Source organism: Citrobacter sp. Cpo148 (genome assembly GCF_030332375.1).
GTDB classification, from domain to species: domain Bacteria; phylum Pseudomonadota; class Gammaproteobacteria; order Enterobacterales; family Enterobacteriaceae; genus Citrobacter; species Citrobacter portucalensis.
This window is the reverse complement of sequence record NZ_JAOWHY010000043.1, coordinates 830,636-854,069: the sequence shown is the minus strand read 5'-3', so window position 1 is coordinate 854,069 and position 23,434 is coordinate 830,636. Positions and strand designations below refer to the sequence as shown.

Genomic DNA, 23,434 nt, shown 5'->3' with positions numbered 1-23,434 from the left:
CCGGGCCTACGTCCGGCGGTTTTCCTGGCCGGTAAAATCCTGACTCACGGAGACGTTATGCAACAGTCTACCCCGTATCTCTCATTTCGCGGCATTGGCAAAACGTTCCCGGGCGTTAAGGCGCTGACGGATATCAGTTTCGACTGCTATGCCGGACAGGTGCATGCGCTGATGGGCGAAAATGGCGCCGGGAAATCAACACTCTTAAAAATTCTCAGCGGTAACTATGCGCCAACAACGGGATCTCTGACGATCCGCGGACAGGAAGTTTCGTTCGCGGATACCACTGCCGCACTCAACGCCGGTGTCGCCATTATTTATCAGGAACTGCATCTCGTCCCGGAAATGACCGTTGCCGAGAATATTTACTTAGGGCAGTTACCGCACAAAGGCGGGATTGTGAACCGCTCGCTGCTGAACTATGAAGCAGGAATCCAGTTGAAGCATCTGGGGATGGATATCGATCCCGATACCCCACTGAAATACCTCTCCATTGGCCAGTGGCAGATGGTGGAGATTGCAAAAGCGCTGGCGCGAAACGCCAAAATTATCGCCTTTGATGAACCAACCAGCTCCCTGTCGGCTCGCGAGATTGAGAATCTGTTTCGCGTCATCCGTGAGCTGCGCAACGAAGGACGCATCATTCTGTACGTTTCACACCGTATGGAGGAGATTTTTGCTCTCAGCGATGCCATCACCGTGTTTAAAGATGGTCATTACGTCAAAACGTTCACGGACATGCAGCAGGTCGATCACGATGCGCTGGTGCAGGCGATGGTCGGGCGCGACCTCGGGGATATCTATGGCTGGAAATCCAGACCGTATGGCACAGAGCGTCTGCGGCTGCATGAAGTCAAAGCTCCAGGCGTGCGTACGCCAATCAGCTTATCCGTGCGAAGCGGTGAAATTGTCGGGTTGTTTGGCCTGGTGGGGGCCGGACGTAGCGAATTAATGAAAGGGCTGTTCGGCGGTACGCGTATCACTGCGGGCCAGGTATTTATTGATGAACAGCCTATCGATATCCGTAAACCAAGCCATGCCATTGAAGCGGGGATGATGCTGTGCCCGGAGGATCGCAAAGCTGAAGGGATCATTCCGGTCCATTCAGTGCGCAACAACATCAACATTAGTGCACGGCGTAAGCATGTTCTGGGGGGATGCGTGATCAACAACGGCTGGGAAGAGACCAATGCCGATCACCATATTCGTTCACTCAACATCAAAACGCCGGGAGCAGAGCAACTGATCATGAACCTCTCCGGCGGTAACCAACAGAAGGCTATCCTTGGTCGTTGGTTGTCGGAAGAGATGAAAGTTATTTTGTTGGATGAGCCTACACGCGGCATTGATGTGGGCGCCAAGCATGAAATTTACAACGTGATTTATGCCCTCGCAGCGCGCGGTGTGGCCGTATTGTTTGCTTCCAGTGACCTGCCAGAAGTGCTCGGTGTCGCCGACCGTATTGTGGTGATGAGAGAAGGCGAAATTGCCGGTGAGTTACTTCATGAACAGGCGGATGAGCGCCAGGCGTTGAGCCTTGCTATGCCTAAAGTCAGCCAGGCTGTAGCCTGAATAAGGAGAGTATGATGTCTTCCGTTTCTACATCGGGTTCTGGCGCAACGAAGTCGGCGCTAAATCTGGGCCGCATTTGGGACCAATACGGCATGTTGGTGGTGTTCGCCGTGCTGTTCCTGGTTTGTTCCCTCTTTGTGCCAAACTTTGCTACTTTCATCAACATGAAGGGGTTAGGGCTGGCGGTATCAATGTCGGGTATGGTTGCCTGCGGGATGCTGTTTTGCCTGGCATCCGGTGATTTCGACCTGTCTGTCGCGTCTGTAATTGCCTGTGCTGGTGTTACCACTGCCGTAGTCATTAACATGACCGAAAGTCTGTGGATTGGCGTGGCTGCCGGGCTGCTGCTCGGTATTCTGTGTGGTCTGGTGAATGGGTTCGTGATTGCGCGGTTAAAAATTAACGCCCTGATCACTACTCTTGCGACAATGCAGATTGTACGTGGTCTGGCCTATATTATCTCCGACGGTAAGGCCGTCGGGATTGAAGACGAGCGTTTCTTCACACTCGGCTATGCTAACTGGTTTGGTCTGCCTGCGCCTATTTGGATCACGGTCGTTTGTTTCATTGTCTTTGGCTTACTGCTGAACAAAACCACGTTTGGGCGTAATACGCTGGCCATTGGGGGCAATGAAGAGGCGGCGCGCCTGGCTGGGGTTCCGGTGGTTCGTACCAAGATTATTATCTTTATTCTTTCCGGTCTGGTATCCGCCATTGCCGGGATTATCCTCGCATCGCGTATGACCAGCGGCCAGCCAATGACCTCAATCGGTTATGAGTTGATCGTGATTTCAGCCTGCGTGTTAGGGGGCGTTTCGCTTAAAGGCGGCATCGGAAAAATCTCATATGTGGTGGCCGGGGTGTTGATCCTGGGGACGGTTGAGAATGCGATGAACCTGCTGAATATCTCTCCGTTCGCGCAGTATGTGGTACGTGGCCTCATCCTGCTGGCGGCGGTGATCTTCGACCGTTATAAGCAAAAAGCGAAGCGTACCGTTTGATGATTTAAACCCCAACTTTTTAGTCTAGCTTCTGCCCGTCGCCAGCCGCTACCCGGCTGGCGATTGTTTTTTCAAATGGCGAGCATGGTCACACTGTCTATACTTATATCCGACATACATCATCTATACGCCGCGATCCGCGTGGCGTTCTGACCATGATGAGGAGGATAACCGGGTGACAGCATCACTGACTTTACCCCCTGAACAATCTGCAAACTGTGCTTACTTTTTTGATCTCGATGGGACACTTGCTGAGATTAAACCCTTTCCCGACCAGGTCGTTGTCCCGAAGACAATCCTGCAATGTCTACATCAGTTAGCGACGCAGAATGCGGATGCGCTGGCATTGATTTCAGGGCGCTCAATGGTTGAGCTTGACGCACTCACTACTCCGTTTCGTTTTCCGCTTGCCGGAGTACATGGGGCAGAACGCCGTGACATCAATGGTCAAACGCACATAGTAAACCTGCCTGAAGGTATCGAACGTGAAGCCGGGGCGTTATTACACGCAGCGTTGGTGACGTTACCGGGGGCAACACTTGAAACCAAAGGCATGGCCTTCGCGTTGCATTATCGCCAGGCACCCGAACACGAAGCGGCGCTGGTTACCCTGGCTGAGCGCATCACGCGCAAATGGCCGCAGCTTGCTCTGCAGCACGGAAAATGTGTCGTGGAAATAAAGCCTAAGGGCAGCAATAAAGGCGACGCGATAGCTGCATTTATGCAGGAAGCGCCTTTTGCTGGCCGGATCCCTGTGTTTTTCGGTGATGATCTGACAGATGAAACAGGGTTTGCTGTAGTTAACCGCGCTGGCGGTATTTCTGTAAAGGTAGGGAGCGGGCCGACGCAGGCAACATGGCGTCTGGATGGCGTCAGGGATGTCTGGCACTGGCTGGAGAAAAATAACTCTTCGCAGCAAGAACCGAAAGCAACGAATAACAGAAGAGGTGGCTATGAGTCGTTTAGTCGTAGTATCTAATCGTATCGCCTCACCAGATGACAAAGGGAGCGCGGGTGGGCTCGCGGTCGGTGTACTGGGCGCGTTAAAAGCTGCTGGTGGTTTATGGTTTGGCTGGAGTGGTGATACAGGTAATGAGGATAAACCGTTAAAAAAGGTCACGCGTGGCAATATCACCTGGGCCTCGTTTAATTTGAGTGAGCAAGATTACGAAGAGTATTACTGCCAGTTTTCAAATGCGGTTTTATGGCCCGCGTTTCACTATCGATTGGATTTAGTTCAGTTTCAGCGCTCTGCCTGGGAAGGTTACCAACGGGTTAATGCCTTACTGGTAGATAAACTTCTGCCGTTGCTTGGCGATGACGACATTATTTGGGTTCATGATTACCATCTGTTGCCGTTTGCCTGCGAGCTACGTAAGCGCGGCGTGCGCAATCGCATCGGTTTTTTCCTGCATATTCCTTTTCCGACGCCGGAAATTTTTAATGCGCTCCCGCCACATCTGGCGCTGCTTGAGCAAATGTGTGATTTTGATTTGCTTGGTTTCCAGACCGAAAACGATCGCCAGGCTTTTCTGGACTGTCTCGCAGCCCAGACTCGGGTGTCCACGCATAAAGATAAGCAGCACCTGGTATGGGGAAAAGCGTTTCGCACTCAGGTTTATCCCATCGGTATTGAACCGGATGAGATTGCACGACAGGCGTCCGGTCCGCTGCCGCCAAAACTGGCACAGCTAAAAGCGGAGCTTAAAAATGTGCAGAATATTTTCTCCGTGGAGCGTCTGGATTACTCCAAAGGCTTGCCGGAGCGCTTTCAGGCCTATGAGGCCTTACTGGAACATTATCCGCAGCACCACGGTAAAATTCGCTATACGCAGATAGCACCGACCTCACGCGAAGAGGTGCAGGCCTATCAGGATATTCGCCACCAACTGGAAACAGAAGCAGGGCGAATCAACGGCAAATATGGGCAACTGGGCTGGACGCCGCTTTACTATCTGAACCAGTATTTTGATCGTAAATTGCTGATGAAGATCTTCCGCTACTCTGATGTAGGGTTGGTGACCCCGTTGCGCGATGGTATGAACCTGGTGGCGAAAGAGTTTGTGGCCGCACAGGATCCTGCTAACCCTGGCGTGCTGGTTTTATCGCAATTTGCCGGGGCGGCGAACGAGCTAACCTCCGCGCTTATTGTTAATCCTTATGACCGGGATGAAGTGGCAGGTGCATTAAACCAGGCGCTGACGATGCCACTTACCGAACGTATCTCGCGCCACGCGGAAATGCTTGAGACTATCGTTAAAAACGATATCGACAACTGGCAGGCGACGTTCATTTGCGATCTTAAAACGGTCACGCCGCGTCGGAGTCAAGACCAACTGCCAGACAATATCTCTTCCTGTTCTAAACTCGCATGAAGTCGTGGCACTGTGGATTAATCTCCAGCTAGCGGAACCAGAAGAACGTCCACCTGGCTGGTATGAATCACGCTTTTCGCTGAACAGGATGCGCGCGAAAAAAAACTGTGGTTATGGTTGCCGTAAATGACCAGATCAACGGCGTGTTTGCGGCATACATCCAGGATATGTTCATTCAGAGCCCCATAGGTAATAAAGGTATGTTCAATGGGGTATTCTGCTTCTTTGCTAAGTTTGTCGATAAAATCCTGAGTCTCTTCTTGCATCACTTCACGCAGGTCTTCCAGCATGGGGGCAGCAAACTGGTTATACAGTTCGGGGTCTGAGACCAGTGTAATCAGGCTAATTCGGGCGTTGACAGGGCGAGCGATAGAAACCGCCTTGTCTAACAACTGCTGACTTTCAGGGGTGGCGGCAACAGCAACAAGAATGTGCGAATAGCTCATAACTCGCTCCTTTTTTTCAAGAATTATGAGAGGGCTTTTCAGCTTTACTCAGCTTACCCCATACTGCAACGTTTCCCACCTCGATAGTGTGAATGTCATCATGATTATTCATTAATTATTCTTATAAATAGAATAATCTATTCATATTAGTTGCAGATATGTTCAGGTTACTTAAGTGAAACCCACTGCTAATGAAAACAATGTGTTAATAAAAATTAAACATATATTAACATTTGCAAGGTCGTCACATCGCGGTATTAATTAATCACTCTAAATATTTAACTTATTGTTTCTAAAGAATTTAATTAAAAAAGTTTTTTGAGTTAAATATGTGATCCAGCTCGCTATTTCACGGCGTGATATTAACGGATGTGAACAAAATACTATTCGGTTTTATTGCAAGAATATTCGTACATCAGGAATTGAAATAGATGATTGCGGATTAAAAAATAAGCAAAGTAAAAGCTGCGCTGATGGATTTATGTTAAGTGTTTGGCTGGTTTATGTGATCTTGATCACATATTCTTTAAATTCGCAGCATACCTCCGTTGTATGTGTAACTGACGGCGGGTAGAGTTGCGTCGAATTAGGAAAAATCTTAGACATTTGTAAGAATTGATGTGAGCTTGTAAGGGACGCTGCCTTCTTAAAAGGGAATGTTTAGACAACGCGTAAGTGTCGTCACGCTGCTATGTATTTGACCTTTTGCTTTTTTTTACCGGGCCTTCCCGGCGACATCACGGGGTGCGGTTTTACCGCATGAAAACAATGTTGGTTATTATGGATGCAAATAATGCATACATCCGAGTTGCTGAAACACATCTATGACATCAATTTGTCATATTTATTGCTTGCACAGCGTTTGATCGTTCAGGACAAAGCATCTGCGATGTTTCGCCTTGGTATCAGCGAGGAAATGGCGGACACGTTGGCAACATTAACACTTCCTCAAATGGTCAAACTGGCCGAAACAAACCAACTGGTATGTCATTTCCGTTTCGACGATCACCAGACTGTTACTCGCCTGACGCAAGACTCCCGCGTTGACGATCTTCAGCAAATTCATACTGGTATCATGCTTTCAACACGCCTGTTAAGCGACATCGATGATGCAGCACGTAAGAAAAGGGCTTGATGATGAGCGAAAAAAGCATTGTTCAGGAAGCGCGTGATATCCAGTTAGCAATGGAATTAATCACATTGGGCGCCCGTTTGCAAATGCTGGAAAGCGAAACGCAATTAAGCCGTGGTCGATTAATCAAGCTGTACAAAGAATTACGCGGTAGTCCTCCGCCAAAAGGGATGCTCCCGTTTTCCACCGACTGGTTTATGACGTGGGAACAAAATATTCATGCGTCGATGTTTTGCAATGCATGGCAATTCCTGCTCAAAACGGGTCTCTGTAGCGGCGTGGATGCCGTGATCAAGGCGTATCGGTTATATCTTGAGCAGTGTCCGCAGCCTGAAGAAGGGCCATTGTTGGCGTTAACCCGCGCGTGGACGCTGGTGCGATTTGTCGACAGCGGATTGCTGGAGTTGTCCCAATGCAATTGCTGCGGTGGGAATTTTATCACCCACGCACACCAACCCGCAGGCAGCTTTGCCTGTAGTTTATGCCAACCGCCATCACGGGCCGTAAAAAGACGTAAACTTTCCCAGAATGCTGCCGATATTATTCCACAACTGCTGGATGAACAGATCGAACAGGCTGTTTAACTGATACGGTGTGGATGAACACTCCAGCAGCGGTAAGCGATTACCGCTGCTTTTTTTTGTCCTGACCTTACGTTAATTGCCCGACTGCGCATCCTGTCATAGTCAATTGCGAAAGGATGATGTCGTGCTTATCTTATTAGGTTACCTGGTTGTTATTGGTACAGTTTTCGGCGGTTACATGATGACCGGCGGACACCTTGGGGCACTCTATCAACCGGCTGAGCTGGTGATTATCGGTGGTGCGGGTATTGGGGCATTCATCGTCGGCAATAACGGGAAAGCCATCAAAGGGACGATGAAAGCGATCCCGTTGCTTTTCCGTCGTTCGAAATACACCAAAGCGATGTATATGGATCTGCTGGCGCTCTTGTATCGCCTGATGGCTAAGTCACGTCAACAGGGCATGTTCTCGCTTGAGCGCGACATCGAAAACCCAAAAGAAAGTGAAATCTTCGCCAGCTATCCGCGCATTCTTGCGGATGCGGTAATGCTTGATTTTATTGTCGATTATCTGCGCCTGATCATCAGTGGCAACATGAATACGTTTGAAATTGAAGCGCTGATGGACGAAGAAATTGAGACTCATGAGAGTGAGGCTGAAGTCCCGGCGAATAGTCTGGCGATGGTCGGCGACTCACTACCGGCATTCGGGATCGTCGCGGCCGTTATGGGTGTTGTGCATGCGCTGGCTTCTGCCGATCGCCCGGCAGCAGAGCTGGGTGCGTTGATTGCGCATGCGATGGTGGGAACATTCCTCGGTATTTTGCTGGCCTATGGATTTATTTCTCCGCTTGCCAGCGTTCTGCGACAGAAAAGCGCTGAAACAACCAAAATGATGCAGTGCGTGAAGATAACGCTGCTCTCCAATCTGAATGGTTACGCGCCGCCGATTGCCGTTGAATTTGGTCGTAAGACACTGTACTCCAGCGAACGTCCTTCGTTTATCGAACTGGAAGAACATGTTCGTGCGGTGAGAAATCCAACTGCGCAACAGACGACCGAGGACGCATGAAAAATCAGGCCCATCCCATTATCGTTGTAAAGCGACGCAAGCATAAGAATCACGGTGGTGGGGCGCACGGCTCGTGGAAAATCGCCTACGCCGATTTTATGACCGCAATGATGGCCTTCTTTCTGGTGATGTGGCTCATTTCTATTTCCAGCCCTAAAGAATTGATCCAGATTGCCGAATATTTTCGTACACCGTTGGCCACCGCAGTGACCGGGGGAAATCGTATTTCGAATAGCCAAAGCCCGATTCCAGGCGGCGGGGATGATTACACCCAGCAGCAGGGCGAGGTGAACAAGCAGCCGAATATTGATGACCTGAGAAAACGTATGGAACAGAGCCGCTTGAGCAAACTTCGCGGCGATCTCGATCAACTGATTGAATCCGATCCCAAACTGCGAGCGCTGCGTCCGCATTTAAAGATTGATTTGGTTCAGGAAGGGCTGCGGATACAGATTATCGACAGTCAGAATCGACCGATGTTTAAGACCGGTAGCGCTGAAGTTGAGCCCTACATGCGCGATATCCTGCGCGCGATTGCTCCAGTGCTCAACGGGATCCCTAACCGGATCAGCCTTTCCGGTCACACGGATGATTACCCTTACGCGAATGGTGAGAAAGGGTACAGCAACTGGGAATTGTCTGCCGATCGCGCAAATGCATCGCGTCGCGAGCTGGTTAGCGGCGGTCTGGATGATGGAAAAGTATTACGTGTGGTAGGTATGGCCGCCACGATGCGTCTGAGCGATCGCGGTCCTGAAGACGCTATCAACCGCCGTATTAGCCTGCTGGTTCTCAATAAGCAGGCAGAAGAGGCCATTTTGCATGAAAACGCTGAAAGCCAGAATGAGCCGGTAAGTGTCTTACAACGGCCAGCGGAACTCCCGCCGGTAAGCGTTCCCACATCGCCACCAGCCAATCCGAGGTGATAGCGTGAGCATGGATATTAGCGATTTTTATCAGACATTTTTTGATGAAGCTGACGAACTGTTGGCTGATATGGAGCAACACCTGCTTGATTTGGTTCCTGAAGCCCCGGATTCCGAACAGCTGAATGCCATTTTTCGTGCAGCGCACTCGATTAAAGGCGGGGCGGGCACCTTCGGCTTTACCATTTTGCAGGAAACGACCCATCTGATGGAAAACCTGCTGGATGAAGCGCGGCGTGGCGAGATGCAGCTCAATGCCGACATTATCAACCTGTTTTTGGAAACGAAAGATATTATGCAGGAACAGCTCGACGCCTATAAAAGCTCAGTGGAGCCTGATGCCGACAGTTTTGAGTACATCTGCCAGGCGTTACGGCAGTTAGCGCTCGAAGCGAAAGGTGAAACCGCACCGGCAGTTGTCAACTCAGCAAAACTTAGCGTTGTTGACAGCGCCGCGATGCAGGAAGAGGCGGTTGCAAAGCCTGAACCCGCCAGTGAAGAGAGCAAAAAACGCATTACTCTCTCGCGCCTGAAAGCCAGCGAAGTGGATTTACTGGAAGAGGAACTGGGGAATCTGGCGACCTTAACCGATGTGGTAAAAGGAAGCGACACGTTATCAGCAACGCTTGATGGCAACCTCGCAGAAGATGACATCATCGCGGTGCTTTGCTTTGTCATTGAAGCGGACCAAATTGAATTCGAAACCGTCAGCGCAGCGCCTGTGGCAGTTGAAGCTGAAGAGGTGGCTGTTGTCACTGAGCCGCAGCCGGTTGCTGTGGCACCTGCGGTGAAAGCTACCGCCAGTGAAGCACCACATAGCCGCGCGGAACGTGAAAAACCCGCCCGCGCCAGCGAGTCGACCAGTATCCGCGTAGCGGTTGAAAAGGTTGATCAGCTTATTAACCTGGTCGGTGAGTTGGTGATCACCCAGTCGATGCTGGCCCAGCGCTCTAACGAACTGGATCCTGTCAATCATGGCGATCTCATCACCAGTATGGGTCAGTTACAACGTAACGCCCGCGATTTGCAAGAGTCGGTGATGTCGATTCGTATGATGCCAATGGAGTACGTGTTCAGCCGTTTCCCTCGTCTGGTGCGCGATCTGGCCGGTAAGCTGGGTAAACAGGTCGAGCTGACGCAGGTAGGTAGTTCAACCGAACTCGATAAGAGCCTGATTGAACGCATCATCGATCCGTTGACGCACCTGGTGCGTAACAGCCTCGACCATGGTATCGAATTGCCGGAAAAACGCCTTGAATCCGGCAAAAGCCCAATCGGCAATCTGACGCTTTCCGCGGAGCATCAGGGCGGGAATATTTGTATTGAAGTGACCGATGATGGCGCTGGCCTGAACCGCGAACGTATCCTGGCTAAAGCTGTCTCTCAGGGCATGCCGATCCACGAAAACATGAGCGATGACGAAGTGGGTATGCTGATCTTCGCGCCAGGCTTTTCGACCGCCGAACAGGTGACGGATGTTTCCGGACGCGGCGTGGGTATGGATGTGGTGAAGCGAAATATCCAGGAGATGGGCGGCCATGTCGAGATCCAGTCTAAACAGGGACAGGGGACCACTATTCGCATTCTGCTGCCGCTGACGCTGGCGATCCTCGACGGGATGTCCGTGCGTGTGGCCGATGAGGTCTTCATTCTGCCACTGAATGCCGTTATGGAATCGCTGCAACCGCGCGAAGAAGATCTCCATCCGCTGGCCGGAGGAGAGCGCGTTCTGGAAGTGCGTGGCGAATATTTACCACTGGTTGAGTTGTGGAAAGTCTTTGAGGTTGAAGGCGCTAAAACTGAAGCGACTCAGGGCATAGTGGTCATTTTACAAAGTGCAGGGCGTCGCTATGCGCTGTTGGTGGATCAGTTAATTGGTCAACACCAGGTGGTGGTCAAAAACCTGGAAAGCAACTACCGCAAAGTGCCAGGTATTTCTGCTGCAACGATCCTCGGCGACGGCAGCGTCGCGCTGATTGTCGATGTCTCTGCATTGCAGGGGTTAAACCGCGAACAACGTGTGGCGATCACAGCCGCCTGATTGAGTGAGAAGGGAATAATATGACCGGTATGAGTAATGTAACTAAACTGGCCGGCGAACCGTCAGGTCAGGAATTCCTCGTGTTTACGCTGGGGGATGAAGAGTACGGTATCGATATCCTGAAAGTGCAGGAAATCCGTGGTTATGATCAGGTGACGCGTATCGCTAACACGCCTGCGTTTATCAAAGGCGTCACAAACCTGCGTGGTGTGATTGTGCCTATCGTCGACCTGCGCGTGAAATTTAGCCAGAGCGATGTGGATTACAACGAAAACACCGTGGTGATTGTGCTGAATCTGGGTCAGAGGGTGGTTGGAATTGTGGTAGATGGCGTCTCGGATGTGCTGTCGCTGACAACGGATCAAATCCGTCCGGCACCGGAGTTTGCGGTCACGCTGTCGACGGAATATTTGACGGGATTGGGTGCGCTGGGTGACCGGATGCTGATTCTGGTCAACATTGAGAAGCTGCTGAACAGCGAAGAAATGGCGCTGCTGGATATTGCCGCTTCCCACGTCGCATAATCGCCATAACTCATCCGGCCTACAATGATTGCTGTTGCAGGCCGGATTAGCGTAGCGCATCCGGCAGATTTCCCTCTTACGCTTCCCGCTCAACCAGCTCCGGTTCTTCTTCCAGTAAACCTTCATCCTGCGCCAGCATCGCCGTTGCAATCCCGTTACCTAATACGTTTATTGCTGAACGTCCCATATCCAGGAAGTGGTCAATTCCCATCAGCAACAGGATCCCGGCGACCGGAATGTTAAAGCTCGGGATGGTTGCAGCCAGCACTACCAGTGCTGAACGCGGCACACCGGCAATCCCTTTGGACGCCAGCATCAGCGTCAGCATCAGGACGGTGATTTCTGCGAAGGAGAGGTGAATATTATAGGCCTGCGCGATAAACATGGAGGCAAATGAACAATAGACCATGGAACCGACCAGGTTAAACGAATAACCGATAGGCAGCACGAATGACACGATGTTGGGTGAGCAGCCAAATTTAGTTAATTGCTCCAGCGTTTTCGGATAAGCGGCTTCGGAACTGCTGGTGGTGAAGGCGACCAGAACCGGGTCTTTCAGCATGCTCACCAGGCGGAATACCTCTTTTTTTAGCATCACATAACCCACAGCCAGCAGAACCAGGCAGGTCAGCAAAATAGCCACATAGTAGCCGCCGATGAACGAGGCATAGTTGAGCAGAATCCCCAAACCCTGGGTAGAGATAACAGAGGAGATGGCGGCAAAAATTGCCAGCGGCGCAACGTACATCACGTAGCCGGTCACTTTCAGCATAATATGGGAAACCACATCCAGCGCCGCAACCAGCGGGGCGTTGAATTTCTCACCAAGGGATGCGCCGCCAATACCGAAGAACATTGAGAACACCACAATTTGCAGGATCTCATTGTTAGCCATCGCTTCGGCGATGCTGGTTGGAATGGTATGTGTCAGAAAACCTTTCAGGCTCATGCCGCCCACTGCCAGGCCGGTGTCGGTGGTTTCCAGCGGGATCGCCAGGTTCAGCCCGCTGCCGGGTTGCTCAAGGGAAACCACAAACAGACCGACCAGGATAGACAATATAGAAGAGCTGATAAACCAGATCATCGCTTTGCCGCCCACGCGTCCGATGGTGGACGTTTCTCCCAGGCGCATAATACCAACGGTCAGTGTGCTGAATACTAAAGGCGCGATCACCATTTTAATCAGGCGTAAAAAGATGTCGGTAAGAAGCGTAATGTTATCGGCCCAGGCGGTCACGACGCCGGGGGAGGCATAAGAGTGGATCACCGCACCCGACAGGATCCCCGCCAGCATGAAGATCACGATAAACAACGTGAGTTTGTTTGCATTTGCCACTAAAAAGCCCTCAGTAAGGATTTAACATTTATTGATCGGTTACTCATTTTTTATACTTATTAAGTGGTAACGAGGTATTCATCATATAAATTGGATTAAAGCGTAAGCGGATACAACTTTTTTTAATTTTTTATCCGTTTTGTTGTGGTATTTACGATACGTATGTGTGATCTCAATCACATAAAAATGCGTATTTCGGCCATTCTGACCGTGCTCACCGATGAAAATAAATGTTATTTACATGATAATTATGGTGTTTTTATGTGAATGATTTGTGGTTGCTACGCACCCGTTTTATCTTCCCCTCGCCAGGCTTCACATCCCTTCAGGATTTCCTTTTCGCAAACGTAAAGTTATCTCAGCGAGTGCCGATAACGTTGATAACTCGTTTTCAGGAAGGTGCCTTATGTTTAACCGTATCCGCGTTGTCACAATGCTGATGATGGTGCTGGGGGTTTTCGCACTGCTACAGCTTGTTTCCGGTGGTCTGTTGTTTTCTTCATTGCAGCAGAATCAGCAAAGTTTTGTTATTTCTAACGATCTTCGACAGCAGCAAAGTGAACTCACCTCAACATGGGATCTGATGCTGCAGACACGAATCAATTTAAGCCGTTCTTCTGCGCGCATGATGATGGATGCATCTAACCAGCAAAGCAGCGCCAAAAACGATCTGCTGAAGAATGCGAAAGCATCGCTGGCGCAGGCTGAAACGCATTACGAAAAATTTAAAAACATCACACCGTTGCCGGAAATGGCAGAAGCCAGCGGCAACGTTGAGGAAAAATATCAGCAGTACCATGCGGCCCTGGCAGAACTGGTTCAGTTTCTGGAAAGCGGCAATATGGACGCCTACTTCGCGCAGCCTACGCAGGGAATGCAAAACGCGCTCGGCGAGGCGCTGGGCAAGTACGCCAGCGTTAGCGAAAAGCTTTACGTCCAGGCATTTAATCAAAGCGCGCGGGATTACCATTTCGCCCAATGGCAGCTTGGCGTGCTGGCCGTGGTGCTGGTGCTGATTCTGGTGGTGGTCTGGTATGGCATCCGTCATACCCTGCTTAATCCTCTGTCCCGTGTCATTGCCCATATCCGGGAAATCGCCAGCGGTAACCTGACCCCAACTCTCGCCGTTAGTGGCCGTAACGAAATCGGCGAGCTGGCCAGTACGGTTGATCATATGCAGCGCTCGCTGACGGAAACCGTCACTCTGGTGCGTGAAGGCTCTGATGCGATTTATTCCGGTACCAGCGAAATTGCCAGCGGAAACACTGACCTTTCATCTCGTACGGAACAGCAGGCGTCTGCACTGGAAGAGACCGCTGCCAGCATGGAACAGCTGACCGCAACCGTGAAGCAAAACGCGGACAACGCGCGTCAGGCCTCGCAACTGGCGAAAAGCGCGTCCGATACCGCGCAGCATGGCGGCAAAGTGGTTGATAGCGTGGTGAACACCATGCACGAAATCGCCGATAGCTCGAAGAAAATCGCCGACATCATCAGCGTCATTGATGGCATTGCCTTTCAGACCAACATTCTCGCACTGAACGCGGCAGTTGAAGCAGCACGCGCCGGTGAGCAAGGCCGCGGCTTTGCCGTGGTGGCGGGTGAAGTGCGTAATCTGGCAAGCCGCAGTGCGCAGGCGGCGAAAGAGATCAAAGCATTAATTGAGGATTCCGTTTCCCGGGTTGATACCGGTTCCGTACTGGTAGAAAGCGCCGGCGAAACAATGAACGACATCGTCAATGCCGTGACGCGGGTGACCGACATTATGGGCGAGATTGCCTCGGCATCTGATGAGCAAAGCCGGGGGATTGATCAGGTTGCGCTCGCGGTCTCTGAAATGGATCGCGTTACGCAGCAGAACGCCTCTTTGGTACAGGAGTCAGCTGCCGCAGCGGCCGCTCTTGAAGAACAGGCCAGTCGCTTAACGCAGTCGGTATCGACTTTCCGTCTTGCGTCACGTCCGGCCTCGACAAAACCACGCGATACACGATTACCAGCAGCCCCGAGCGCATCCTATCCGCGCCAGAGCATTGAACAAGATACGAATTGGGAAACATTTTGACTGATAGTTAAACCGCGGCCAGTGCCGCCCGATGGGAGCGTTGATGTTTAATCGTATTCGAATTTCGACCACGCTGTTTTTGATTTTAATCCTCTGCGGTGTTTTGCAGATTGGCAGTAATGGCTTGTCCTTCTGGGCATTTCGGGACGGTTTTCAGAACCTGAATCAGGTCGAACGGAGTAATCAGCAACGCGCTGCGCTGGCCCAAACCCGCGCTGTGTTATTACAGGCCAGTACGGCCCTTAATAAGGCAGGGACGCTGACCGCCCTGAGCTATCCGCCAGAGGACATCAAAACGCTGATGACCCTCGCGCGCGACAGCCTGGCGCAGTCTGAATTGATGTTTAAACGCTTTATGGCGACGTCGGATTCGACGGAACAAGGCAAGGCGCTGTTAGGCGCAACTGAGAAAAATTTCAACCAGTGGCATAGCGCTCTCGCGCATCAGGCCACCTGGCTTGAAAACAATCAGTTGTCAGATTTTCTGACCGCGCCGGTGCAGGCGGCTCAGGATGCTTTTGATGCGAATGTGAATGCGTGGCAGAGCAACATCGACAGCGTGTTACAAACGGCAGGCGATCAGAGCCAGCGAAATTACCATATGTCGGGGGTGATTTTCGCCACCATGGTGGTACTGGCGGCACTGCTCACCAGCGGTGCGCTGTTCTGGTCGCGCAAGATGATCGTTCAGCCGCTGGCGATTATTGGCAGCCATTTCGACAGTATTGCCGCGGGGAACCTGGCACGACCGGTAGCGGTTTATGGTCGCAATGAGATCTCGGCCATTTTTGCCAGCCTGCAGAAGATGCAAAAGGCGTTACGCGAAACGGTCAGTGACGTTCGTCAGGGCAGCTCAGCCATGCATAGCGGTATTTCAGAAATTGCGATGGGCAATAACGATTTATCTTCGCGAACCGAACAGCAAGCGGCCGCTCTGGCGCAAACGGCGGCCAGCATGGAGCAACTGACCGCCACCGTCGGCCAGAACGCTGATAACGCACGCCAGGCGTCAGGAATCGCCAAAAGTGCGGCAGACACAGCGCATAAAGGTGGCGAGCAGACGTCCCGGGTCGCCAGCACCATGCATGAGATTTCTGCCAGCTCGCAGAAAATCGGCGACATCATCGGCGTGATTGACAGCATTGCCTTCCAGACCAATATCCTGGCGTTGAATGCCGCGGTAGAGGCTGCCAGGGCGGGGGAGCAAGGGCGTGGTTTTGCCGTCGTCGCTGGTGAGGTGCGCAATCTGGCAAGCCGTAGCGCACAGGCGGCGAAAGAAATTAAGGGACTGATTGAGGAATCTGTCACCCGGGTGCATCAGGGCTCGCAGCTGGTGGATATGGCGTCGCGCACTATGACGGAAATAGTCAGTTCGGTGACCCGGGTTAACGACATCATGGGCGAGATTGCCTCGGCATCCGATGAACAGCGCAGAGGCATTGAGCAGGTGGCGCAGGCCGTCAGCCAGATGGACTCCGTGACGCAGCAAAACGCCGGTCTGGTGGAAGAAGCCGCATCCGCCGCCGGACAACTTGCCACGCAGGCCGATCATCTTTCTGCTTGTGTCGCATTTTTTAAACTTGAAGAGCAAACCGTAGCAAAACAAGAGTTGGCGCAGCCTCAGGTTGCGCCCGTTGTATCCTGAATGTGATTGAGAAGGCGCTATGACATCATCTCTGCCCTCCGGGCAAACGTCATTATTGTTACAGATGACACAGCGCCTCGCGCTGTCTGACGCGCATTTTCGTCGGATATGTCAATTAATCTACCAGCGTGCGGGGATCGTACTGGCCGACCATAAGCGGGACATGGTTTATAACCGCCTGGTTCGTCGACTGCGTACCCTGGGGCTGGATGACTTTGGTCGCTATCTCAGCATGCTGGAAGCTAACCAGAACAGTGCTGAGTGGCAGGCTTTTATTAACTCCCTGACTACCAACCTGACCGCGTTTTTTCGCGAAGGGCATCATTTTCCGGTGCTGTCAGATCACGCTCGTCGGCGCAGCGGTGAATACCGCGTCTGGAGCGCGGCGGCGTCAACCGGAGAAGAACCCTACAGCATTGCGATTACGCTTGCCGATACCTTAGGTATGGCACCGGGCCGCTGGCGCGTTTTTGCCAGCGACATTGATACCGAAGTGCTGGAAAAGGCCAGAAACGGCATTTACCGCCTCGATGAGCTAAAGACGCTGTCACCCCAGCAGTTGCAGCGTTATTTCATGCGCGGCACCGGGCCGCATGAAGGACTGGTACGCGTTAGGCAGGAACTGGCAGGTCATGTTGAATTTTCCAGCGTGAACTTACTGGATAAGCAGTACAACGTGCCTGGCCCTTTTGATGCCATATTTTGTCGTAACGTGATGATCTATTTCGATAAAACGACACAACAGGACATTTTGCACCGTTTTGTTCCACTTCTTAAACCTGACGGGCTGCTGTTTGCAGGTCATTCAGAAAACTTTAGCAACCTTGTGCGCGAGTTTAGCCTGCGTGGACAGACCGTGTATGCGCATGCGCCAGGTAAGGATAAAGCATGAGTAAAATCAGGGTGTTGTCGGTAGATGATTCTGCATTGATGCGTCAAATCATGACCGAAATTATTAACAGTCACAGTGATATGGAAATGGTGGCGACGGCGCCGGATCCGTTGGTCGCCCGGGATTTAATCAAAAAATACAATCCCGACGTCCTGACGCTGGACGTGGAAATGCCGCGTATGGACGGCCTCGACTTCCTGGAGAAGTTGATGCGCCTGCGTCCAATGCCTGTGGTGATGGTTTCTTCACTGACCGGTAAAGGTTCAGAGGTCACGCTGCGGGCCTTGGAACTGGGGGCGATTGATTTTGTCACCAAACCGCAACTGGGGATCCGCGAAGGGATGCTGGCATATAGCGAGATGATTGCCGAAAAGATCCGCACCGCATCGCGCGCAAAACTGGCGGCCCATAAGCCCATGGCGGCACCGACGACCTTGAAAGCAGGGCCGTTACTCAGTTCGGAAAAACTGCTGGTGATTGGGGCGTCAACCGGAGGAACAGAGGCAATTCGCCATGTACTCCAGCCATTGCCGCTTTCAAGCCCCGGTATTCTTATTACCCAGCATATGCCGCCAGGGTTTACCCGTTCGTTCGCCGAACGTCTGAACAAACTGTGCCATATAACCGTGAAAGAGGCAGAAGACGGAGAGCGCGTACTCCCGGGGCATGCGTATATCGCGCCGGGCGACAAGCATATGGAACTGGCGCGCAGTGGCGCGAACTATCAAATCAAAATTCATGACGGTCCGCCGGTTAATCGGCATCGGCCCTCAGTGGATGTGCTGTTCCATTCGGTGGCGAAACATGCGGGGCGCAATGCCGTCGGGGTGATCCTGACCGGTATGGGCAACGATGGCGCAGCCGGAATGTTAGCGATGAATCAGGCGGGAGCCTGGACCATTGCGCAAAACGAAGCAAGTTGTGTGGTGTTCGGCATGCCGCGCGAGGCCATCAATATGGGTGGCGTAAGCGAAGTGGTCGATCTTAGCCAGGTGAGCCAGCAAATGCTGGTGAAAATTAGTGCCGGACAGGCAATACGTATTTGAATCAGGAGTTTATTTTTATGGCGGATAAAGAGCTTAAGTTTTTGGTTGTGGATGACTTTTCCACCATGCGTCGCATCGTGCGTAACCTGCTTAAAGAGCTGGGATTCAACAATGTTGAAGAGGCTGAAGACGGCGTGGATGCGCTGAACAAGCTGCAGGCTGGGGGATTCGGTTTTGTTATTTCTGACTGGAACATGCCGAACATGGATGGACTGGAACTGCTGAAAACCATCCGTGCCGATGGCGGGATGGCTTCTCTGCCGGTGCTGATGGTCACGGCAGAAGCGAAAAAAGAGAACATCATTGCGGCAGCACAGGCAGGTGCCAGTGGCTATGTCGTGAAACCGTTCACGGCGGCGACGCTGGAAGAAAAACTGAATAAAATCTTTGAGAAACTGGGCATGTGAGGGTGTGATGATGATGCAACCACAAATTAAACCTGCTGACGAACACTCTGCAGGGGACATCATCGCGCGCATCGGCAGTTTGACCCGAATGCTGCGCGACAGCCTGCGTGAACTGGGGCTGGATCAGGCCATTGCCGAAGCGGCAGAAGCGATTCCTGATGCCCGCGATCGTCTCGATTACGTTGTACAGATGACCGCGCAGGCGGCGGAGCGTGCGCTAAACAGCGTAGAAGCTTCGCAGCCGCATCAGGACGCGATGGAAAAAGGGGCCAAAGACCTGACTAAACGCTGGGATGAATGGTTCGAAAATCCGATCGAACTGTCCGATGCTCGTGAACTGGTCACCGATACCCGTCAGTTCCTTGGTGATGTGCCTGGACATACCAGCTTTACCAATGCCCAGCTGCTGGACATCATGATGGCGCAGGATTTCCAGGATCTCACCGGACAGGTCATCAAGCGCATGATGGATGTTATCCAGGAAATTGAACGTCAGCTGCTGATGGTGCTGTTGGAAAACATTCCGGAACAGGGCGCTCGTCCAAAACGTGAAAACGAAAGCTTGCTTAACGGTCCGCAGGTTGACGCCTCGAAAGCTGGCGTAGTGGCAAGCCAGGATCAGGTTGACGACCTGCTGGATAGCCTCGGGTTCTGATGAGTATTTGCCGGATGTGAGGCGTGGGCCTCTCATCCGGCTTACGCGCAATTCTGCTTAAAGCCATAAATCCCGTCTTTTTTACCGCTTACTCTTCCCATTGCTGGATAGCTGTTCTGGCATCATTCTCGCCTATATCTCTATCCAGGGTCTGATGCGTGGCAGAAGAAAGCGACGACGACAAAACAGAAGCCCCCACACCCCACCGACTTGAAAAAGCGCGGGAAGAAGGGCAGATCCCCCGATCCAAAGAGCTAACCTCACTGCTTATTTTGCTGGTGGGTGTGTGCATTATCTGGATTGGTGGGGAGTCGCTTGCCCGCAGGCTGGCTGGCATGCTGTCGGCCGGATTACGTTTTGACCACAGTATGGTTAACGACCCTAATCTGATCCTCAGCCAAATCATCCTGCTGATTAAAGACGCGATGATTGCGCTGTTGCCGTTGATTACCGGCGTCGTTCTGGTGGCTTTAATTTCCCCGGTGATGCTTGGCGGCTTGATTTTCAGCGGTAAATCCCTGCAACCCAAATTCTCTAAGCTGAATCCGTTGCCGGGCATTAAGCGCATGTTTTCCGCGCAAACCGGCGCAGAACTGCTCAAAGCGATACTGAAGTCCACGTTGGTGGGAAGCGTGGCCGGATTTTATCTCTGGCATAACTGGCCAGCGATGATGCGTCTGATGGCGGAGTCACCGATTACGGCGATGGGCAACGCCCTGGATTTAGTCGGTATGTGTGCACTTCTGGTGGTACTTGGCGTCATTCCGATGGTGGGGTTCGACGTCTTTTTCCAGATCTATAGCCATGTGAAAAAGCTACGTATGTCGCGTCAGGATATCCGCGATGAATTTAAGCAAAGCGAAGGTGACCCGCACGTTAAGGGCAAAATTCGTCAAATGCAGCGCGCGGCCGCTCAGCGTCGCATGATGGCGGATGTGCCGAAAGCAGACGTTATTGTCACTAACCCTACGCACTACTCAGTGGCGTTGAAGTATGACGAGAACAAAATGAGTGCGCCGAAAGTTGTTGCGAAAGGGGCCGGGCTGGTTGCGCTGCGCATTCGTGAAATTGGCGCAGAGCACCGTGTCCCGACATTAGAAGCGCCGCCACTGGCGCGTGCGCTCTATCGCCATGCTGAGATTGGTCAGCAAATACCGGGGCAATTATACGCCGCCGTTGCCGAAGTACTGGCATGGGTATGGCAGCTAAAACGCTGGCGTCTGGCTGGCGGCAAACGTCCACCACAACCTGAAAACCTTCCGGTGCCAGAAGCACTGGATTTCATGAACGAGAAGAATACTGATGGCTAATCTGGTCGCGATGCTGCGTCTGCCCAGCAACCTGAAATCCACGCAATGGCAAATCCTTGCCGGACCGATCCTCATCCTGCTGATTCTGTCGATGATGGTGCTGCCGCTGCCGGCTTTCGTCCTCGATTTGCTGTTCACATTTAACATTGCGCTGTCGATCATGGTGCTGCTGGTGGCGATGTTCACCCAGCGTACACTGGAGTTTGCCGCATTCCCGACGATTTTGCTGTTTACCACATTATTACGTCTGGCGCTGAACGTCGCGTCTACCCGTATCATTTTGATGGAAGGACACACTGGCGCGGCGGCGGCGGGGAAGGTGGTTGAAGCCTTTGGTCACTTCCTGGTGGGCGGTAACTTTGCGATCGGCATCGTGGTCTTCGTGATTCTCGTCATCATTAACTTTATGGTAATTACCAAAGGTGCAGGGCGTATCGCCGAGGTTGGCGCGCGCTTCGTGCTGGATGGTATGCCCGGTAAGCAGATGGCGATTGATGCGGATTTGAATGCCGGTCTGATTGGCGAAGATGAAGCTAAAAAACGACGCTCGGAAGTGACCCAGGAAGCGGATTTTTACGGCTCAATGGACGGTGCGAGTAAATTCGTCCGTGGAGATGCCATCGCTGGTATTTTGATCATGGTAATCAACGTGGTCGGCGGTCTGTTAGTTGGGGTGTTGCAGCATGGTATGAGCATGGGCAGCGCTGCGGAAAGTTATACCCTGCTGACCATCGGTGACGGGCTGGTGGCACAAATTCCTGCGCTGGTTATCTCTACCGCGGCGGGTGTTATCGTGACCCGCGTGAGTACCGACCAGGACGTAGGCGAACAGATGGTGACCCAACTGTTCAGCAACCCCAGCGTCATGTTGCTCAGTGCGGCGGTACTTGGACTTTTGGGTCTGGTTCCGGGCATGCCGAACCTGGTGTTTCTGATGTTTACTGCCGCATTGTTGGCTCTGGCATGGTGGATGCGCGGTCGTGAGCAAAAAGCGCCGGATGAACCGCAGCCGGTGAAAATGCCGGAAAACAACTCCGTGGTGGAAGCCACATGGAACGACGTGCAACTGGAAGATTCGCTGGGCATGGAGGTTGGTTACCGCCTGATCCCAATGGTGGACTTTCAACAGGATGGCGAGTTGCTGGGGCGAATTCGCAGTATTCGTAAGAAATTTGCCCAGGATATGGGCTTCCTGCCGCCGGTGGTACACATTCGAGACAATATGGATCTGCAGCCAGCCCGCTATCGAATTTTGATGAAAGGGGTAGAAATTGGCAGCGGTGACGCCTATCCGGGACGCTGGCTGGCTATTAACCCGGGTACTGCCGCCGGGTCGCTGCCGGGTGAGAAAACGGTCGATCCGGCGTTCGGACTGGACGCTATCTGGATTGAAAGCGCATTGAAGGAACAGGCGCAGATTCAGGGCTTTACGGTGGTTGAAGCCAGTACTGTTGTCGCTACGCATCTAAACCACCTGATTGGGCAGTTCGCCGCTGAGCTGTTTGGCCGTCAGGAAGCGCAGCAGTTACTGGATCGAGTGTCGCAGGAGATGCCAAAGCTGACGGAAGATCTGGTGCCGGGCGTTGTGACGCTCACCACGCTGCATAAAGTGCTGCAGAACTTGCTGGATGAGAAAGTACCGATTCGCGATATGCGCACCATTCTTGAAACGCTGGCGGAACATGCGCCGTTGCAAAACGATCCGCATGAGCTTACCGCGGTCGTCCGTGTTGCGTTAGGACGTGCCATCACTCAGCAGTGGTTCCCGGGTAATGAAGAGGTTCAGGTTATCGGTCTTGATACTCCGCTCGAGCGTTTGCTGCTGCAAGCGCTGCAGGGGGGCGGCGGTCTGGAGCCTGGGCTTGCAGACCGACTGCTGGCCCAGACTCAGGAAGCGCTGTCCCGGCAGGAAATGTTGGGCGCGCCGCCGGTCTTGCTGGTTAATCACGCGTTACGTCCGTTACTGGCGCGGTTTTTACGCCGCAGCATCCCGCAGTTGGTGGTGTTATCGAATATGGAGCTTTCCGATAACCGCCATATCCGCATGACGGCGACCATTGGAGGTAAATAATGCGTAAGTTACTGTGGTTGTTGTTTTTTCCTCTGGTGGCGCAGGCCGCCGGAGAAGGGGCCTGGCAGGCAAGTGGCATGGGGATCACCTTAAATCACCGTGGCCAGTCAGCCTCGTCTGATCCTTTGGTTCCCAGCCAGCCGGTCTCAGGCTTGATGACGCTGGTGGCCTGGCGCTATGAGCTGAATGGCCCCACGCCCGCAGGTTTGCGGGTGCGTTTATGTTCTCAGTCCCGTTGTGTCGAGCTGGACGGGCAAAGTGGGACCACCAACGGGTTCAATAACGTTCCGGCCATTGAACCGATGCATTTTGTCTGGGAAGTCCCTGGCGGTGGTCGCCTGATCCCCGCGTTACGCATTCAGAGCAATCAGGTGATTGTGAACTACCGTTAACCCCC

21 protein-coding genes are annotated in these 23,434 nt (G+C 52.4%); 19 read left to right on the top strand and 2 right to left on the bottom strand.

What is annotated here, in order from left to right; all coding sequences use genetic code 11:
* Positions 1 to 57 precede the first annotated feature (57 nt).
* The 4 genes from araG to otsA all read left to right on the top strand — a co-directional run bounded on the left by araG (position 58) and on the right by otsA (position 4,948).
* A complete protein-coding gene (araG, locus tag OGY10_RS13980; RefSeq protein WP_003839135.1) occupies positions 58 to 1,572 on the top strand; it encodes an arabinose ABC transporter ATP-binding protein AraG in 1,515 nt (504 codons plus the stop codon).
* A 14-nt stretch (positions 1,573 to 1,586) separates the two neighbouring features.
* A complete protein-coding gene (gene araH, locus OGY10_RS13975) occupies positions 1,587 to 2,573 on the top strand; it encodes an L-arabinose ABC transporter permease AraH (protein WP_008785075.1) in 987 nt (328 codons plus the stop codon).
* Between the two features lie 175 nt (positions 2,574 to 2,748).
* The gene (gene otsB / locus OGY10_RS13970; RefSeq protein WP_060683682.1) at positions 2,749 to 3,552 is read left to right on the top strand and encodes a trehalose-phosphatase; all 804 of its coding nucleotides are present in this window, start codon (positions 2,749 to 2,751) and stop codon (positions 3,550 to 3,552) included.
* On the top strand, positions 3,527 to 4,948 hold the full coding sequence (gene otsA / locus OGY10_RS13965) for an alpha,alpha-trehalose-phosphate synthase (protein ID WP_286576918.1): 1,422 nt from the start codon (positions 3,527 to 3,529) through the stop codon (positions 4,946 to 4,948). Before otsB ends, otsA begins: the two co-directional genes overlap by 26 nt.
* 17 nt (positions 4,949 to 4,965) lie before the next feature.
* Here the strand turns inward: otsA and uspC are convergent, their stop codons facing one another.
* Entirely contained in the window at positions 4,966 to 5,394 is a 429-nt protein-coding gene (gene uspC / locus OGY10_RS13960) for a universal stress protein UspC (RefSeq protein ID WP_008785072.1), read from the bottom strand.
* A gap of 793 nt (positions 5,395 to 6,187) precedes the next feature.
* Here uspC and flhD point away from each other — a divergent pair.
* The 6 genes from flhD (at position 6,188) to cheW (ending at position 11,613) form a co-directional block, all read left to right on the top strand.
* Positions 6,188 to 6,529: a flagellar transcriptional regulator FlhD gene (flhD, locus tag OGY10_RS13955; protein WP_003034622.1), complete on the top strand. Its 342-nt coding sequence runs from the start codon at positions 6,188 to 6,190 to the stop codon at positions 6,527 to 6,529.
* Positions 6,526 to 7,110: a flagellar transcriptional regulator FlhC gene (flhC, locus tag OGY10_RS13950; protein ID WP_008785071.1), complete on the top strand. Its 585-nt coding sequence runs from the start codon at positions 6,526 to 6,528 to the stop codon at positions 7,108 to 7,110. The genes flhD and flhC overlap by 4 nt, the downstream gene beginning before the upstream one ends.
* A 124-nt stretch (positions 7,111 to 7,234) precedes the next feature.
* The gene (gene motA / locus OGY10_RS13945) at positions 7,235 to 8,122 is read left to right on the top strand and encodes a flagellar motor stator protein MotA (protein ID WP_003034628.1); all 888 of its coding nucleotides are present in this window, start codon (positions 7,235 to 7,237) and stop codon (positions 8,120 to 8,122) included.
* Positions 8,119 to 9,048: a flagellar motor protein MotB gene (motB, locus tag OGY10_RS13940; RefSeq protein ID WP_003034631.1), complete on the top strand. Its 930-nt coding sequence runs from the start codon at positions 8,119 to 8,121 to the stop codon at positions 9,046 to 9,048. Before motA ends, motB begins: the two co-directional genes overlap by 4 nt.
* A 4-nt stretch (positions 9,049 to 9,052) precedes the next feature.
* Positions 9,053 to 11,089: a chemotaxis protein CheA gene (gene cheA / locus OGY10_RS13935; RefSeq protein ID WP_057068897.1), complete on the top strand. Its 2,037-nt coding sequence runs from the start codon at positions 9,053 to 9,055 to the stop codon at positions 11,087 to 11,089.
* Between the two features lie 20 nt (positions 11,090 to 11,109).
* Positions 11,110 to 11,613 carry a chemotaxis protein CheW gene (gene cheW / locus OGY10_RS13930; protein WP_003034638.1) on the top strand — a complete coding sequence of 168 codons (504 nt, stop codon included), beginning with the start codon at positions 11,110 to 11,112 and terminating at the stop codon, positions 11,611 to 11,613.
* 76 nt (positions 11,614 to 11,689) lie between these two features.
* Here cheW and OGY10_RS13925 read toward each other — a convergent pair whose 3' ends face one another.
* On the bottom strand, positions 11,690 to 12,949 hold the full coding sequence (locus tag OGY10_RS13925) for a dicarboxylate/amino acid:cation symporter (RefSeq protein WP_057068900.1): 1,260 nt from the start codon (positions 12,947 to 12,949) through the stop codon (positions 11,690 to 11,692).
* Positions 12,950 to 13,355: 406 nt separating this feature from the next.
* Between OGY10_RS13925 and tar the strand changes: the two genes are divergently transcribed.
* The 9 genes from tar (at position 13,356) to flhE (ending at position 23,429) form a co-directional block, all read left to right on the top strand.
* Positions 13,356 to 15,011: a methyl-accepting chemotaxis protein II gene (gene tar / locus OGY10_RS13920; RefSeq protein WP_286576916.1), complete on the top strand. Its 1,656-nt coding sequence runs from the start codon at positions 13,356 to 13,358 to the stop codon at positions 15,009 to 15,011.
* 43 nt (positions 15,012 to 15,054) lie between these two features.
* The gene (gene tap, locus OGY10_RS13915; RefSeq protein ID WP_008785067.1) at positions 15,055 to 16,656 is read left to right on the top strand and encodes a methyl-accepting chemotaxis protein IV; all 1,602 of its coding nucleotides are present in this window, start codon (positions 15,055 to 15,057) and stop codon (positions 16,654 to 16,656) included.
* Between the two features lie 19 nt (positions 16,657 to 16,675).
* Positions 16,676 to 17,548 carry a protein-glutamate O-methyltransferase CheR gene (gene cheR / locus OGY10_RS13910; protein WP_032943796.1) on the top strand — a complete coding sequence of 291 codons (873 nt, stop codon included), beginning with the start codon at positions 16,676 to 16,678 and terminating at the stop codon, positions 17,546 to 17,548.
* Positions 17,545 to 18,594 carry a protein-glutamate methylesterase/protein-glutamine glutaminase gene (locus OGY10_RS13905; RefSeq protein ID WP_286576915.1) on the top strand — a complete coding sequence of 350 codons (1,050 nt, stop codon included), beginning with the start codon at positions 17,545 to 17,547 and terminating at the stop codon, positions 18,592 to 18,594. The genes cheR and OGY10_RS13905 overlap by 4 nt, the downstream gene beginning before the upstream one ends.
* 17 nt (positions 18,595 to 18,611) lie before the next feature.
* The gene (cheY, locus tag OGY10_RS13900; protein ID WP_003034656.1) at positions 18,612 to 19,001 is read left to right on the top strand and encodes a chemotaxis response regulator CheY; all 390 of its coding nucleotides are present in this window, start codon (positions 18,612 to 18,614) and stop codon (positions 18,999 to 19,001) included.
* Positions 19,002 to 19,011: 10 nt separating this feature from the next.
* Positions 19,012 to 19,656, top strand: a complete 645-nt coding sequence (cheZ, locus tag OGY10_RS13895) for a protein phosphatase CheZ (RefSeq protein ID WP_003034659.1) — start codon at positions 19,012 to 19,014, stop codon at positions 19,654 to 19,656.
* Positions 19,657 to 19,814: 158 nt separating this feature from the next.
* Positions 19,815 to 20,966 (top strand): flagellar biosynthesis protein FlhB, encoded by a 1,152-nt coding sequence (flhB, locus tag OGY10_RS13890; protein WP_003833866.1) that lies wholly within the window; start codon positions 19,815 to 19,817, stop codon positions 20,964 to 20,966.
* Complete coding sequence (gene flhA / locus OGY10_RS13885; protein WP_003833865.1) at positions 20,959 to 23,037, top strand: flagellar biosynthesis protein FlhA; 2,079 nt, start codon at positions 20,959 to 20,961, stop codon at positions 23,035 to 23,037. The genes flhB and flhA overlap by 8 nt, the downstream gene beginning before the upstream one ends.
* Complete coding sequence (gene flhE, locus OGY10_RS13880; protein ID WP_003833862.1) at positions 23,037 to 23,429, top strand: flagellar protein FlhE; 393 nt, start codon at positions 23,037 to 23,039, stop codon at positions 23,427 to 23,429. Before flhA ends, flhE begins: the two co-directional genes overlap by 1 nt.
* Positions 23,430 to 23,434 lie beyond the last annotated feature (5 nt).